This is a genomic window from Bacillus cereus group sp. MG1 (assembly GCF_040460035.1).
Lineage (GTDB): Bacteria > Bacillota > Bacilli > Bacillales > Bacillaceae_G > Bacillus_A > Bacillus_A cereus.
Genome location: NZ_JARVGY010000001.1, coordinates 5140164 through 5155142 on the forward strand (window position 1 = coordinate 5140164; position 14979 = coordinate 5155142).

The window sequence follows — 14979 nt, forward strand, 5'->3', positions numbered from 1 at the left end:
ATCAATTAAGGTGATATATTTCAATTAGTTAGAATAAAAAGAAAATTAAGAGAAGGTGACACCATGTATAAAGAACCATTTCAACCAACTTATGAGTATGCGCTTGAATGTGATAAACATGATGAACTGAAAGATTTTCAAACTGAATTCTATAAAAAAGAAGGTACTATATATTTAGATGGAAACTCATTAGGGCTACTTTCAAAAAGAGCAGAGAAATCATTACTTACGTTGCTAGATTCGTGGAAAGAGTATGGTATTGACGGCTGGACAGAAGGTGAGCATCCGTGGTTTTTCCTTTCAGAGAAATTAGGTAAACTTACAGCCCCTCTTATTGGAGCTTTACCGGAAGAAACTATTGTAACCGGTTCCACAACTGCGAATATACACCAAGTTATTGCGACGTTTTATGAGCCGAAAGGAATACGTACAAAAATACTTGCGGATGAATTGACTTTCCCATCAGATATTTATGCACTTCAAAGTCAAATTCGTTTAAAAGGATTAGATCCAGAGGAGCATTTAGTAAGAGTGAAAAGCCGAGATGGTAGAACACTTTCTGAAGAAGATATTATCCATGCGCTGGAAGATGATATCGCTTTAATTTTATTACCTTCTGTTTTATATAGAAGTGGTCAAATTCTTGATATGAAACGTTTAACAACGGAAGCTCATAAACGCGGCATTCACATTGGATTTGATTTATGCCATTCAATAGGATCTATTCCGCATCATTTCAAAGATTGGGATGTCGATTTTGCTGTTTGGTGCAATTATAAATATTTAAATGCAGGACCGGGTAGTGTTGCAGGCCTTTATGTAAATAGTAAACATTTTAATAGACTGCCAGGATTGTCTGGATGGTTTAGTTCTAGAAAAGATAAATAGTTTGATATGGAGCATACATTAACAGCTGCCGATCATGCAGGTGCTTATCAAATTGGTACACCGCACGTATTAAGTACAGCACCTTTAATTGGTTCTCTTGAAATGTTTAAAGATGCTGGTATTGAACGTTTACGCGAAAAATCTTTACATATTACAAGATATATGCTGAATTTAATTGATCACGAATTAAAAGATTTCGGATTTACAATTGGAAATCCATTAGAGGATGAAAAACGTGGCGGGCACATATATTTAGAACATGCAGAAGCAGCACGTATTTGTAAAGCGCTAAAAGCAAATGGAGTTATCCCTGATTTCCGAGCACCTAATGGAGTAAGACTGGCGCCGGTCGCTTTATATAACACATATGAAGAAGTGTGGAAATCTGTACAAATATTAAAGAAAATTATGAAAGAAGAAGAGTATAAACAGTTTGAAAATAAGCGAGAGGTTGTGGCATAAGCATGAAAACATCAGAGTGGATTGATATTTCACAACCGCTAAATAATGATATTGCAACGTGGCCAGGAGACACACCGTTCTCATATGAAGTTTCATGGTCAAAAGAAGAAAGTGGCTCGGTAAATGTTGGAAAGTTAACGATGAGTATTCATACAGGCACTCATATTGATGCACCATTTCATTTTGATAATGATGGAAAGAAAGTATTGGATTTAGATGTTCAAGTTTATGTTGGCCCAGCACGGATTATTGACGTTTCTAATCTTGAAAGCATCGGGAAAAAGGAATTAGAAAGCTTTCATTTAGAAGGTGTAGAACGATTATTATTACGTACATCTTCACATGGAAAAGCTGAAGAATTTCCAGATGTGATCCCTCATTTACGTGCAGACATAGCACCTTTTCTTTCGGAGAAAGGTATTCGTTTAATCGGAGTAGATGTACCATCAGTTGATCCGCTAGATGATAAAGAATTAGCAGCGCATCATCAATTATTTAAACATGGAATTCATATTTTAGAAAATGTCGTACTAGATCATGTAGCAGACGGTGATTATGAATTGATTGCATTACCACTTGCATTAACTGATGCGGATGGAAGTCCGGTTCGAGCCGTTATTAGACCAATATAAGTAGAATCATATAAAAGGGGCGTTTGGCTAATATGAAAGAAAATGAAAAAGTAATTATGGAAAAAGGGATTCATACGGATTTTAAAGAGAATATGACGTATGGGGAATATTTACAATTAGATAGTTTACTATCTTCTCAAAAAAGATTATCAGACCATCATGATGAAATGTTATTTATCGTTATTCACCAAGCAAGTGAGCTTTGGATGAAGCTCATTTTACATGAGCTAAATGCGGCGATTGAATCTATTAAACAAGATAAATTACAACCAGCTTTTAAAATGTTAGCACGTGTATCAAAAATTCAGTCTCAAATTATTCAATCTTGGGATATTCTTGCGACATTAACACCATCAGAATATATTGAGTTTCGTGATTCACTCGGTCAAGCTTCAGGTTTTCAATCGTATCAATATCGTATGATTGAGTATGCACTTGGCTATAAAACGCCACATGCATTAAAAATTTATGAAAAGGATCCAGAATTACATGCACGACTTCATAAAGCGCTACATGCACCAAGTCTATATGATGTCGCGATTCAAGCATTAGTAAAAGAAGGATTCCCTATTCATAAAGATGTGTTAAACCGTGATATTACGCAGCCTTATGAAGAAGATGCAACAGTAGAAGCAGCATGGTTAGAAGTGTATGCGGATGTGAAAAAATATTGGAATTTATATCAGCTTGCTGAAAAATTGATTGATATTGAAGACTGGCTACAACAATGGCGTTTCCGTCATATGAAAACAGTAGAAAGAATTATTGGACATAAAATGGGTACAGGTGGATCCTCCGGTGTTTCTTATTTAAAGCGAGTACTTGATCAACAATTCTTCCCAGAGCTTTGGAATGTTCGTACGAAATTATAAAAATAAACCTGTCAGTTCATTATGGCTGACAGGTTTATTTTTATTTGAGCACAATTATGTTTAAAATGAAGGAACAAGATATAATAAATGGATTAACTATTTAAATGGAGGTAAAGTTTTTGGATTTCAAGCAACTAGAAAATAAATTCGAAAAGAAAAAAGTGAATACATTTCTTGTTTATCAAAAAGGACAATTAACAACTGAGTATTATAAAACACCCGAATGTGCAAATAACTTATATAAAATAAATTCGATTACAAAAAGTATCGTATCTTTATTAATTGGTATTGCAGTTGATAAGGGCTATATAAATGATATACATACACCGATCACAGAGTGGATTGAAAATGTACCTAGGGGAAAACATAATTTAACACTATATCACTTATTAACAATGACTACTGGTGAGGACTGGAAAGAGTTTGGGAATGGAGTAGTATTCCCAAATGACTTTGTAGAATCAGAGAACTGGGTACAGTACATATTAGAAAAGCCAATAATTGAAGAACCTGCTACAAAAATGAATTATAATTCAGGTTCTTCTCATTTACTGAGCTATATTATTCAAGAAGCTACTGGAATGTCGACAGAGCGGTTTGCAAAGAAATATTTATTTAATCCATTAGAAATTAACGAATACGAGTGGCAACAAGATCCGCAGGGTATATATGTCGGCGGCTTCGGTATGAAAATGAAATCTACCGATTTATTAAAATTAGGAAAATTATGTTTGCAAAATGGATATTGGAATGAAAAAGAAATTGTATCAGCGAAATGGTTAGAAGAGTCAAGTAGGGCGCATTTTGAAACATATGAACATGTCGGCGCATATGGATATCACTGGTGGGTATTACATACCGAAAGATTTCACATACCGTATTGTATATATTTCGCTATGGGATACGGCGGACAATACATCGTTATCATTCCTCAGTTAGAAGTAGTAGCTATTATAAGTAGTCATATGCCAAAACGTGGGCTCGTTCCATTAAAACTATTTATTGAGCATGTACAGGGAAATTCTAATTATATATAAGAAAAGGAGGGAATGTATGAAGCATGAAAAAATTTTATCTTTATTTAGATTCTGTTTAAGTCTTCTAGTATGTAGCGCCATTATTACGCAATTCATAATCAGGGCACAAGTGAAACCGTTCAATCCAGTTAACTTTTTTAGTTTCTTTACTATCGAAAGTAACATTTTAGTTGCATGTATTCTCCTTTTAAGTAGTATCGGAACAGCTACATTTGGTCGCTCAGAGCAGTTTAGTATACTTCGTGGTGCGGCGACGGTATATATACTTACGACAGGACTCGTTTATTTTTTGTTACTAAGAGGGTTAGAAGAGTCACTTCAAACGGCAATACCATGGGTAAATACTGTGCTACATTATATCATGCCGATTATAATGCTTTTAGATTGGATTTTAAATCCACCTATTAAGAAAATCACTTGGAAACAAGCTGCAAGTTGGCTTTTATTCCCGTTTTTTTACGTTGTATATAGCTTAATACGTGGTCCAATCGTGAATTGGTATCCATATCCGTTTTTAGATCCGAGAATAGGTGGATATGGTAAAGTACTTTTATACAGTATAGGGATAGCAGTTGTAATTGGTGCTATTTGTATATTGGTAAGATTTTTAGGGAATCGAAACTTTAGAAAAGAATTTTAGAAATGCAAGAACCCCACTGTGTCTGTTTTTAACAGTGGGGGTTTCACTTTATCCAGCTATTTGTCGGGCTGCCCGTAAAAGTCCGATTGGTGAGGGCTGATGATTAGTGGGAGATGAACAAACCCCCCGCTGATTAAGGTTTCACTTTATCTACTCGTCTTCTGAAACGACAACTTTATAAATTTCTCCGTCTTCGTTTCAAATTCTACATCAACAAAAACACCGTATTCTTTTCCGTTCTCACGTAACCACAATTTAAATTTTTCAACAGTTATTTGAACTGTTTTTGGTTTTCTACCTATATGAAGATAGTCAATAATTTCTGCTTTTGGGTATTGTTCTTTCGTCTTTTCTACGGCAAGTTTACCCCATTTGGCATACGGCGGCTGCGCATGAACAATTGATGAGCCTGTATATATATTTGAACATGTTGTTAGGAACAGAATGACAAGTGCGACACGTTTTAACCATTTTTTCATGATGAACTCCTTTTATCCTTTTTTATATTGTTTACATATTTTTTCAACGATATTAGTTTGGATTTTTTTGTCTTCTTTACATAAAAGCGAGGCTTTTACAAAACATAACCAAGAAATCATTTCCGTAATTAAGGAGGGAAAATTATGCGCCAAAAAGCTATTTTTAAAATAGCAGTTTTACTTGCGTTCATAGGACTGTCTTTAATGGTCAGTAGTATACAATTAAAGAATGTAGAGGCTTTTTCTAATCAAGTTATTCAAAGAGGAGCATCTGGCGAAGATGTCATTGAACTGCAATCTCGTTTGAAATATAACGGGTTTTATACGGGAAAAGTGGATGGTGTTTTCGGATGGGGTACATATTGGGCACTTCGGAATTTTCAAGAGAAATTCGGATTACCCGTTGATGGTTTAGCTGGAGCTAAAACGAAGCAAATGCTCGTGAAGGCAACGAAGTATGACAAGTCAACTGCTAATAAAGGGACGACAACGAATAAAGGAAATAGCGGTGGCACTGCACAAGAGAATAAACCACTTCAAAATAAAGGGACAAATGTTCCGAACGGTTATTCTCAAAATGATATTCAGCTTATGGCAAACGCAGTATACGGAGAATCGCGTGGTGAACCGTATTTAGGACAAGTTGCAGTAGCTGCCGTTATTTTGAATCGTGTTACAAGTGCGTCATTCCCAAATACTGTTTCAGGTGTAATCTTTGAACCTAGAGCATTTACAGCGGTAGCCGATGGACAAATATATTTAACGCCAAATGAAACAGCAAAAAAAGCAGTTTTAGATGCGATTAACGGATGGGATCCAACAGGAAATGCTTTATATTATTTCAATCCAGATACTGCGACTAGTAAATGGATTTGGACTCGTCCACAAATTAAAAAAATCGGTAAACATATTTTCTGTAAATAGAGCGGAGGTGGGACAATGTTACGAGGTATTATCATTGTATTATTAACAGTCGGTGTAGTAGGAACAGGCTATTGGGGCTATAAAGAGCACCAAGAGAAAAATGCAGTTTTAATTCGAGCGGAAAATAGCTATCAACGTGCATTCCATGATTTAGCATACGAAGTCGATTTATTACACGATAAAATTGGCACAACACTTGCGATGAATTCACGATCATCTTTATCACCTGCATTAGCGGATGTATGGCGTTTAACATCTGAAGCTCGCTCGGATGTAGGGCAACTTCCTTTAACATTAATGCCATTTAATAAAACGGAAGAATTTTTAGCGAATATCGGTGATTTCAGTTACCGTGCAGCCATTCGTGATTTAGAAAAAGAGCCGTTAAATGAGCAAGAATATAAAACGCTACAAACTTTATATTCAAATGCAGGAAATATACAAGATGAACTAAGAAAAGTACAACATCTTGTTTTGAAAAATAATTTACGCTGGATGGATGTAGAAATGGCACTTGCATCAAATCGCGATCCAGCAGATAACACAATTATTGATGGATTGAAAACTGTAGAGAAAAACGTAACATCATATTCTTCTACAAACTTCGGACCGACCTTTACAAGTGCGCAAAAAAATAAAAAAGGCGGATTTGAAGCGGAAGGAAAGGCAATTTCTAAAGATGAAGCGGCGAAAATCGCAAAATCGTTTCTGAATTTAAAAGGAAATGAAAAAGTAGATGTAGAGAAAAGCGGAAAAGGTGCGAAAGAATCCTTCTATAGTGTGAAAATTAAAGATGAAGCAACGAATAATGAGTTCTATATGGATATTACCGGAAAAGGCGGATATCCAATTTGGGTTATGAATAACCGCGAAATTAAAGAACAGAAAGTTAGTTTAAACGATGCAGGTAGTAAAGGTTTGAAATTTTTAAAGGACCATAAGTTTAATAATATGGAGCTTTATGATAGCTCTCAATATGATAATGTTGGTGTATTTACGTATGTAGTAAATGAAAATGGAGTACGAATTTATCCAGAAGCAATCCAAATGAAAATTGCTTTAGATGATGGTTCTATCGTTGGGTTCTCCGCAAAAGAATATTTAGCGTCACATCAAAAGCGAACAGTTCCATCGGCAAAGCTAACTGCAGCAGAAGCAAGAAAGAAAATCAATCCGGATGTAAAAGTCATGGAAGAACGTAAAGCTTTAGTAGTCAATGATTTGCATAATGAAGTGCTTTGCTATGAATTTGTAGGCACTTTAGGAAAAGATACGTACCAAATATTCATTAATGCTAATAGCGGGGCCGAGGAAAAGGTAAAGAAAATGCAAGCTGTTGAAAAAATTTATGATTAAACCTTAATAGTGAAGTGGTGAAAATAATGAAAACTCTAATATATATATTGATGCTTTGCTTCGTTATAACTGGATGCAGTATTGGAAAAAAAGACAATCCAAACGAAAAACCGGAACAAAAAAATGTTTCAATGAAAAATGTTAATTATACGAATAAATCAAATAAGCCAAATGAAAAAGCAGCAGATCATTTAGCATCTTTAGCGGCAAGTGTGCCAGGTGTGAATGATGCAACCGCGGTCGTTGTTGGAAAATATGCTATTGTAGGTATTGATGTAAAAGCAAAACTTGATCGAACTCGAGTTGAATCAATTAAATACTCTGTTGCAGAAAGTTTAAAAAATGACCCTGACGGTGCTAATGCAGTCGTTGTAGCAGATGTTGATACGTATGAACGGCTCAAACAAATTGGAAAGCAAATTAAAAAAGGAAAAACAGGTGAAGGTATACTAGATGAATTAGCCGCTATTGTGGGCCGAGTAATGCCACAAGTTCCAAATGATATGATAGAAAATAGAGAAACGAATCCAATTAAGGATAATGATAAACAATTACCAAAAGATGAAGAACAAGAGTTAAGAAAAGAACAGAATGATCAATCAAATAATCATTTGAATAAATGAAATTAGCCTCGTACTTAATTGTACGAGGTTTTTAAATATAATATTAAATATTCAGTTTATTTTTAAGGAAAAATATGGTTTAATTATGATGGGAGGGACAACTGTTATGATGAAAAAAAGCGCATGTATATTGTTTGGTTTATGCTTAGGTTTCAGTATGACAGCGTGTGAACAGAGAAAAGAAGTGAAAAATCAAACAGCAACTTCTTCTACTGTGATGGAAAGGCAACAGAAAGAGTCTATCAATATAAATCATTTTTCGAGTATAAATGAAGGGATGACTTATACAGAAGTGAAAGATTTAATTGGTTTTGAAGGAGATTTACTTATAGAAGAAGGGGTAGAACATTCTACACAAATTAAACAAATTTTTGCTTGGAAAGGAAACAATCCAAATTCATTTGTTGAAATTACCTTTTTAGATGGAAGAGTGCATTCAAAAGCACAGCAAGGTATAAGTTAATAAGCTAAAAAATGGGAGAGTTTAGCATGAACATACACACAGGGGAAATTCAATTAGTTCCGTATAAGGAGAAATATAAAGAAGTTATACAAACATTTACTTTACCAAGTGAACAAGTTCAGTTTACATCAGATCCAAGCGCATTACTGGAGAAAGCAAAAAGTGATCGTACAAAAAATGTGATTGTTATTTTAGATTACAATGGGGTACCGGTGGGTCTTTTCGCATTGGAAACGGGAGATAGAGTAAAGGAGTTCACAGATAATGAGGATGCTTTACTTTTAACATCATTTTCTATTAATCACAATAGACAAAGAAAAGGATTCGTTAAAAAGTCATTGTTATTATTAGAAGAGTTTGTACAACGTTATTTTCCAATAAAAAATGAAGTTGTACTTGCTGTGAATGAAAGAAATATTCCTGCACAAAATTTATATGCAAAAGTCGGCTTCCAAGATAAAGGTTTTAGAAGAATGGGACCAATAGGCCAACAAATAATAATGCATTTGTCTATAATGAAATAATGAGATAGAAAACTTACTCTTGAATATTCATGTAGTAGGTTTTTTTATTTTAATAATATACAATATATGTATATAAAATGAAATAGAAATGAAGGATATAAAAAATAAATCAAGATAGAAAATGGAATATCGTTGGGGGAAGAGTGATTAAAACTGGGATTGCAGTTTTTCTTACAGTGTTAGTTTGTGAATTTTTTAATATCTCAACTTGGAGTTATAAAAATGATTTAAAAGATTATAAACCAAATCATTATCATCACCATTTTTCAAGTGAGTATATTATTTTATTTGAGGTATTATCTATTCATGATATGTTAGAAGAATTAAAACAAATATCCGAGAAATATGAGTGGGGAAATCGATTCAATTGATAAGTTCATTTTATTGTGGGGGGAATAGTATGACACTTTATATTGCATTACTAAGAGGAATCAATGTCGGTGGACATAAAGTAATCAAAATGGCTGAGTTAAAACGAGTGTTTGAATCAATAGGGTTAAAACAAGTGAAAACGTATATACAAAGTGGTAATATCGTGTTCGAATCTGAGGAAGATATAAACTTTCTAAAAGACCGAATACAAACGGAAATAAAAAATGAATTTGATTTCGATGTTCCAGTCATGCTAAGAACACATGATGAATTTATAAATATTATTAAGCAATGTCCGTATGAAGTTCATTCATTGTTAGAAGGAGAAAGTGTTCATGTTGCTTTTTTAGCGAATGTACTTTCTGAAGAAGAGAGTAGTCAATTGCTTATATTTAAAAGTGAACTTGAAGATTGCTATATAGATGAGAAAGTCGTTTATTTGTTTTTCAAAAATAGCATTCGAAATTCTAAATTAATGAACCAGTTTCAGAAGTTACATACACCAGCTACAGTTAGGAATTGGCGGACTGTGAACAAATTAAAAGCAATTGTAGAGGGTATGTAAATATAAAAAGATGAGGTTTTCTACATGTAGAAAACCTCATCTTTTTATTTATATTGTTTTGCAACTACGAGTTCGACAATAGGATAAATAAAGAAGGAAGAGCAAATTGCGATGAACAGAGGGAGGTTTTTTACTCCATCTAAATTAGCCCCCATAGAAAATCCTTCAGAGAAGATTAATATAAGGAACATTACAATTACAAGCACAAAATATGCAATTTTAAAGCTTTTATATGTAATTTGTTGTCCCATTTCATCTTGACTTTCTTCTGATACACCGTGGGGATCTCCCCAAGTAATGTAATTAATTAAATTACTAAGTATTAACGAAATAGCAAAAATTGTACCGCCCAAAATAGAACCTTCAGTTATGTATTTATATGTGCCATGTACTAGTATTGCAATTAATGCTAAAACAATGATTATAAAAATAGTTTTTTTAGTATTCAATAAATAATTGCCCCCTCGATTGTAAAAAACTCTTTACAAATATAAGTATAAAATTGGAAAAGTATCATGTCAAATACTTTTTACACGAAATATGTAAGTATGTAATATTTTAGTTCTATGATAAATAAAAAATTACAATACATTTGAATGTAAAAGAATGGGCTCGCATATATTTGGAAGGGATGTCAGATTAATTTAGGGGGTAGTTATGTCTATACTTTTAAAAGCTGGTGCAGATGCAGGAAACAACGGTTTGAAGTTAATGGTGAAAGGGCAAGACCCTATTTTTATTCCGAGTATTTATTCTTTATATATAGGTGAGCCTACAGGACTCTTAGATGAGGTAGATGTTTCATTATCTGAATTAGAAAACCACATTGATGTGACTATAAGTTCTCCATCGTTAATGCTAAATAATGTACGATACATCGTTGGAGAAAAAGTCATTCAAGATCAATTAAAAGGTACTGAGGTAGAGAAGAAATCAAATAAGTCAACGGATGAGTTAATGGTTATTACAATACTATCAGGTTTGGCGGTAAGCGCTATGCGTCAAAGTCCAACTTCTAGCCATATTAATATTCGTTATGATTTATCTGTCGCTCTTCCTATGCAGCTTATTACACAAGAAATAGCTGCTGAAAATGCAAAACGTTATATGGGAAATCATAAGGTTATTTTCCATTATCCGAACGGACGCGATGTGACAATTAATGTTTCAATTGAGTATTGTAAATGCCTACCTGAGGGTGCTTCTGGGACGTGGGGCATTGTATACGATGAAGAAGGAAATGTTGTGAAACATAAAATAGAATGTGAGCAAAATCAAGTTTCTGAAATTGATTTTGTAGATAAAACTTTACTCTCTTTTGATATTGGCGCAGGGACGACAGAAGAAGTCGTTTCATTAGGGGTGAATTTCCGTCCGCAACTAAGTAAAGGTTTATCTTATGGTGTAAAAGAGACGTTACTACAAATCATTACGAGATGGAACCGGAAGTATCCAACTAAAACGATTGATAGCATTACAGAATTCAATCAAATTTATTTAAATGATAAGCATCCGAGAAATACATTATTAGTTGAGGAATCACAGCCAGCGCTATTAGGTTTAGCAGCGCGTGTTGCAACAGATATTATAAATAAAATTGATGATATGAAAGACGATCCATACGTGTTTATTTATGGCGGGGGTGCAGTAATTATTAAAAACAGTTTAAAAATGATTTTAAAGCAAAAAGGACGACTCAAAAATGTAATCTTTGTAGATAATCCGTTATTTACAAATGCACGAGGATTATTAGTCTATACTTGTTCGCCAAAATATAGAGAGCATAAGCAAAAAGAGTTAGGATTTACAAACTTAACGATAAGTTAGTTGGTGGAAGTATGCGATCTAGGCGATATAAACGTGGTGATCGAGTAAAAATCAATATTCATAAATCGGTATCACCTGAAATGCTTGCGTGGCTGAATAAACAATCAAATCCAACTAATTTCTTCTTCTTTGCTGCACAGCAACTATTTAAACAAGTAGGAGATATTGACGTTTCTAAAGCTTTACCAAGCAGCCATGTTTTCTCATTATATGTGGAGCCTTCATCCTTATTAAAAGTCGAAGTAAACCCTTTTAAAAACATGACACTAGACACAAATACATCCACTGAAAATGCAAAAAAAAAATTATGGGAATCTGTTGATCAATTAGATTGTCCATTTTTTTAAACATAGAAAAATATAAGAAGTCCCCATCACTATACATACGAATACAGTGATGGGGTTTTGTTTGTAAATGGAAGGGGCACAATACAATTTGTGACCCTTCCATTAGTTATTTATCTAAATTTTAGATGTATGTTTAGAAACAGCATTAATTATGCTTTCCCAGTCATCTGGATGGTTTTCATGGCCTGCCCCTTTAAGGGTTAATAGTACTGAGTTTGGAATTTCATCAATTAGTGCGAGGCCATGTTCAAATGGTAGTGCTGTATCGTCTGTTCCGTGAATAACTAATGTAGGTGCTTGTATGGATTGAAGTACACCTTCATATGCATCATCACCTTGAAGTAAAGCGTGATTAAACATACTTAATAAATTGTTTGCGCGTTCTATTTCTTGTTTTACTTGTTTATAAACTCTATTTTCATCAAATATTCGTTCTGATCCACATAATAGACGAGATCCTGAAACTAAATACTCTGCCACATCATTTTTATTTGCCCAATCTATACTTGTGCCATTTACATGATGTGTTAAAATCCTTTCATCCATTGGAGGTAAATCGCGAGTATTGTCATCAGATCCTATTACACTAGTCGCTAGTAAAGTTAGCGTCAAAATTCTTTCGGGATGTTTTACAGCGGCAATTTGAGCAATCATACCACCTAATGACATGCCAAATAGGTGAGCTTTATCAATATGATAAGCATCTAGTACTCCAATTGCATCTTCAGCCATATCTGTTACTGTGTAATTGGAAGTTCTAGGTTCATAGGCAACAGAGCGCCCAACATCACGGTTATCAAAGCGAATAACAAACTTCCCCGTACTAGCCAACAGCTCACAAAACTCTTCATCCCAATAAACCATGGAACATGTAGCGCCCATAATTAATAAAATAGCAGGGTTCTTAGGGTTCCCAAAGCTTTCTGTACATATATCAATTCCGTTTATTTTAAATATCTTTTCACTCATATAGTTAGCCTCATTTCTTTTGAATTTAATTAATAAAACAATTTTGGATGATTCTAAGATGTGTGTAAGATTCGTGGTGGAATTCATCCCGCTATTTGCTGGACAGTAAGAGTCCCATCTTAAAATTCAGGGAAAGTAAAGAAGTTGGGAGGGGACCAACTTCCCGAAAAAGCCCGATTGGCGAGGGTTGATTAAAGTTTCACTTTATAATGCTTCTTGCATAATTACCCCCAAAAATAATTATATGTTAATTCAAGGCAAAAAATTTTGAGAAATAATTGTATGTTATTAAAATAAACAGCAAGGAGGAGAGGAAATGAAAGCAATTGTTATTGATCAATATGGTATTGTTGAAGAATTAAAAGAAAGACAAGTTTTAAAACCGGTTGTTCAGAATAACGAAAAAGCTCAACAATAAATAATATCCCATACTATACATTTTCATTTTCGAGTATTATTTATTGTTAGCTATTGTTAGCTATTGTGATATTACTTCTAACAAATACTGTTTCGTATTGTATCGTGTAATTTTTCTAATCCAATTTCCATATCTTTCTCGTTTAACATTGAATAGCTAATTCTTAATTGGTTATCATTTGTTTCGTAATTTAATAGACAAGCTGTTCCTGGTAAAAAAGAGACATCTACTTCATTTGCTTTTTGTAATAAGGTAAAGGGATCTATCGAATCAGGCAGTGTCACCCATAAATTAAAACCTCCATTTGGTATTTCAAAGTGTAGTTCTTTTAATGGCGACAATATATCAATTGTTAAATCACGTCTCATTTGTAAAGCTGTACGTAATTTTTCTAAATGGTTTTTCATACGTTCTGCACGTAAAAATGGTAGAAGTGCCTTCTGTGTTAATAAAGGACTACCGATATCCATCGAACCTTTTACTGCATATAGCCATTCAAAAATAGGGCCATCGGCAATAAGTGCTGCGATACGCAGTCCTGGTGCTAACGTTTTACTAAATCCTTTTATATATATTACGTGGCCATCTTTATCAAAACTTTTGATTGGGGGCGGGACTATAGCATCCTCAAAATATATTTCTCCGAAAGAATCATCTTCAATAATAAAAAATTGATATAGCTCCGATAGTTCTATAAGTTCCATTCTTCGTTCTTTACTCATTACTGTACCTGTCGGATTCTGGAAGGTGGGATTCGTATACAATAAAACGGGATTTTTACTTTGACAAATATCATCAATTAAGTCGGAGCGAACTCCATGATTATCAAGAGAAACGGGAATGATTTGAACACCTTTATTGATGAAAATATCAAGCGCAGCACTGTAACATGGACTTTCTACTAATACAATATCTCCAGGTTTTAATAATGTTTGAGCAATTAAATCAATTCCTTGTTGTGCGCCGCTTGTAATTAATAATTGAGATGGGTCTGTCACTAATTTCTGGTGTTCATTTAAGTAATTTGCTATTTCAACTCGCAATTCATAATCGCCTTGAACTGGCCCATAAGTTGCTAACAACATCGGATTTTTATCCAGCAATTTATGCATTTCATCTGCCAAAAATGGATTTGGTAACAGACGAGGATACAGAATTGCTTGTGAAAAATTATAATATTTACGGTGCTTATTCATTGCATATTGAGAACGCATAACATTAATCGTTTTCATTTGTTGCCATTTATACGGAATTGGTTTGAAATCTTTCTTTACCCGTTTATATATGTAAGCACCTTTTCCTTGTTCGATGCGTATATACCCTTTCGTTTCTAACTGTTTATACGCTTTACGAACTGTTAATACATTGATTTGTAAATCTGTGGCCATACAACGTAAAGAAGGAAGAGATTCACCATGTGAAAGCATACCACTTTGTATTCTGTCAACAATTTGCATATATATTTGCTTGTAATACGGTATGTTTGTTTCTTTACGCAATACAATTTTCATAGGTTCACCTATTTTTCTTTTTAACTTAATTAAAGCGAAAAATATATAGGGAATCAACTACAACTTGAAG

The 14979-nt window shown here is 33.9% G+C and carries 16 protein-coding genes and 1 pseudogene; 13 read left to right on the forward strand and 4 right to left on the reverse strand.

Annotated elements, in window-relative coordinates; all coding sequences use genetic code 11:
* Positions 1 to 63 precede the first annotated feature (63 nt).
* The 5 genes and pseudogenes from kynU (at position 64) to QCI79_RS26870 (ending at position 4531) form a co-directional block, all read left to right on the forward strand.
* Positions 64 to 1350: pseudogene (gene kynU, locus QCI79_RS26850) on the forward strand (kynureninase).
* A 2-nt stretch (positions 1351 to 1352) separates the two neighbouring features.
* Entirely contained in the window at positions 1353 to 1982 is a 630-nt protein-coding gene (gene kynB / locus QCI79_RS26855) for an arylformamidase (RefSeq protein WP_000858061.1), read from the forward strand.
* Positions 1983 to 2014: 32 nt separating this feature from the next.
* Positions 2015 to 2854: a tryptophan 2,3-dioxygenase gene (gene kynA / locus QCI79_RS26860; protein WP_000661957.1), complete on the forward strand. Its 840-nt coding sequence runs from the start codon at positions 2015 to 2017 to the stop codon at positions 2852 to 2854.
* A gap of 119 nt (positions 2855 to 2973) precedes the next feature.
* A complete protein-coding gene (locus tag QCI79_RS26865; RefSeq protein WP_000346265.1) occupies positions 2974 to 3891 on the forward strand; it encodes a serine hydrolase domain-containing protein in 918 nt (305 codons plus the stop codon).
* A 16-nt stretch (positions 3892 to 3907) separates the two neighbouring features.
* Complete coding sequence (locus QCI79_RS26870) at positions 3908 to 4531, forward strand: Pr6Pr family membrane protein (RefSeq protein WP_000679907.1); 624 nt, start codon at positions 3908 to 3910, stop codon at positions 4529 to 4531.
* Between the two features lie 146 nt (positions 4532 to 4677).
* Here QCI79_RS26870 and QCI79_RS26875 read toward each other — a convergent pair whose 3' ends face one another.
* Positions 4678 to 5010 carry a DUF3889 domain-containing protein gene (locus QCI79_RS26875; RefSeq protein WP_000758951.1) on the reverse strand — a complete coding sequence of 111 codons (333 nt, stop codon included), beginning with the start codon at positions 5008 to 5010 and terminating at the stop codon, positions 4678 to 4680.
* A gap of 144 nt (positions 5011 to 5154) precedes the next feature.
* On the opposite strand from QCI79_RS26875, the gene sleB reads away from it, so the two are divergent.
* The 6 genes from sleB to QCI79_RS26910 all read left to right on the forward strand — a co-directional run bounded on the left by sleB (position 5155) and on the right by QCI79_RS26910 (position 9837).
* Positions 5155 to 5934, forward strand: a complete 780-nt coding sequence (gene sleB, locus QCI79_RS26880) for a spore cortex-lytic enzyme (protein WP_001249052.1) — start codon at positions 5155 to 5157, stop codon at positions 5932 to 5934.
* 15 nt (positions 5935 to 5949) lie between these two features.
* Positions 5950 to 7290 (forward strand): germination protein YpeB, encoded by a 1341-nt coding sequence (ypeB, locus tag QCI79_RS26885; RefSeq protein ID WP_000943727.1) that lies wholly within the window; start codon positions 5950 to 5952, stop codon positions 7288 to 7290.
* A 26-nt stretch (positions 7291 to 7316) separates the two neighbouring features.
* Entirely contained in the window at positions 7317 to 7913 is a 597-nt protein-coding gene (locus tag QCI79_RS26890; protein WP_000854054.1) for a YhcN/YlaJ family sporulation lipoprotein, read from the forward strand.
* A gap of 106 nt (positions 7914 to 8019) precedes the next feature.
* Positions 8020 to 8376: a hypothetical protein gene (locus tag QCI79_RS26895; RefSeq protein ID WP_000976435.1), complete on the forward strand. Its 357-nt coding sequence runs from the start codon at positions 8020 to 8022 to the stop codon at positions 8374 to 8376.
* Positions 8377 to 8387: 11 nt separating this feature from the next.
* Positions 8388 to 8900: a GNAT family N-acetyltransferase gene (locus QCI79_RS26900; protein ID WP_113623471.1), complete on the forward strand. Its 513-nt coding sequence runs from the start codon at positions 8388 to 8390 to the stop codon at positions 8898 to 8900.
* A gap of 400 nt (positions 8901 to 9300) precedes the next feature.
* Positions 9301 to 9837, forward strand: a complete 537-nt coding sequence (locus QCI79_RS26910) for a DUF1697 domain-containing protein (protein ID WP_000177395.1) — start codon at positions 9301 to 9303, stop codon at positions 9835 to 9837.
* Positions 9838 to 9881: 44 nt separating this feature from the next.
* Here QCI79_RS26910 and QCI79_RS26915 read toward each other — a convergent pair whose 3' ends face one another.
* On the reverse strand, positions 9882 to 10286 hold the full coding sequence (locus QCI79_RS26915) for a hypothetical protein (protein ID WP_001093143.1): 405 nt from the start codon (positions 10284 to 10286) through the stop codon (positions 9882 to 9884).
* A gap of 208 nt (positions 10287 to 10494) precedes the next feature.
* Here QCI79_RS26915 and QCI79_RS26920 point away from each other — a divergent pair, with 208 nt between their 5' ends.
* Together QCI79_RS26920 and QCI79_RS26925 are read left to right on the forward strand one after the other, a co-directional pair.
* A complete protein-coding gene (locus QCI79_RS26920) occupies positions 10495 to 11664 on the forward strand; it encodes a ParM/StbA family protein (protein ID WP_000025622.1) in 1170 nt (389 codons plus the stop codon).
* 11 nt (positions 11665 to 11675) lie between these two features.
* Positions 11676 to 12011, forward strand: coding sequence for a hypothetical protein (locus tag QCI79_RS26925; protein WP_001257760.1), 336 nt, complete (start codon positions 11676 to 11678; stop codon positions 12009 to 12011).
* A gap of 114 nt (positions 12012 to 12125) precedes the next feature.
* Here QCI79_RS26925 and mleBCA read toward each other — a convergent pair whose 3' ends face one another.
* Entirely contained in the window at positions 12126 to 12980 is an 855-nt protein-coding gene (gene mleBCA, locus QCI79_RS26930) for a BCA family alpha/beta fold macrolide esterase (protein WP_001290770.1), read from the reverse strand.
* Between the two features lie 495 nt (positions 12981 to 13475).
* Positions 13476 to 14909 carry a MocR-like pyridoxine biosynthesis transcription factor PdxR gene (gene pdxR, locus QCI79_RS26935; protein WP_000706793.1) on the reverse strand — a complete coding sequence of 478 codons (1434 nt, stop codon included), beginning with the start codon at positions 14907 to 14909 and terminating at the stop codon, positions 13476 to 13478.
* Positions 14910 to 14979 lie beyond the last annotated feature (70 nt).

Bases quoted from the DNA above. Each gene is read 5' to 3' on its own strand.
- QCI79_RS26875 (WP_000758951.1), bottom strand. From the start codon at position 5,010: ATGAAAAAATGGTTAAAACGTGTCGCACTTGTCATTCTGTTCCTAACA.
- QCI79_RS26890 (WP_000854054.1), top strand. From the start codon at position 7,317: ATGAAAACTCTAATATATATATTGATGCTTTGCTTCGTTATAACTGGA.
- QCI79_RS26910 (WP_000177395.1), top strand. From the start codon at position 9,301: ATGACACTTTATATTGCATTACTAAGAGGAATCAATGTCGGTGGACAT.
- ypeB (WP_000943727.1), top strand. From the start codon at position 5,950: ATGTTACGAGGTATTATCATTGTATTATTAACAGTCGGTGTAGTAGGA.
- sleB (WP_001249052.1), top strand. From the start codon at position 5,155: ATGCGCCAAAAAGCTATTTTTAAAATAGCAGTTTTACTTGCGTTCATA.
- kynA (WP_000661957.1), top strand. From the start codon at position 2,015: ATGAAAGAAAATGAAAAAGTAATTATGGAAAAAGGGATTCATACGGAT.
- QCI79_RS26870 (WP_000679907.1), top strand. From the start codon at position 3,908: ATGAAGCATGAAAAAATTTTATCTTTATTTAGATTCTGTTTAAGTCTT.
- kynB (WP_000858061.1), top strand. From the start codon at position 1,353: ATGAAAACATCAGAGTGGATTGATATTTCACAACCGCTAAATAATGAT.
- pdxR (WP_000706793.1), bottom strand. From the start codon at position 14,909: ATGAAAATTGTATTGCGTAAAGAAACAAACATACCGTATTACAAGCAA.
- QCI79_RS26900 (WP_113623471.1), top strand. From the start codon at position 8,388: ATGGGAGAGTTTAGCATGAACATACACACAGGGGAAATTCAATTAGTT.
- QCI79_RS26920 (WP_000025622.1), top strand. From the start codon at position 10,495: ATGTCTATACTTTTAAAAGCTGGTGCAGATGCAGGAAACAACGGTTTG.
- QCI79_RS26895 (WP_000976435.1), top strand. From the start codon at position 8,020: ATGATGAAAAAAAGCGCATGTATATTGTTTGGTTTATGCTTAGGTTTC.
- mleBCA (WP_001290770.1), bottom strand. From the start codon at position 12,980: ATGAGTGAAAAGATATTTAAAATAAACGGAATTGATATATGTACAGAA.
- QCI79_RS26925 (WP_001257760.1), top strand. From the start codon at position 11,676: ATGCGATCTAGGCGATATAAACGTGGTGATCGAGTAAAAATCAATATT.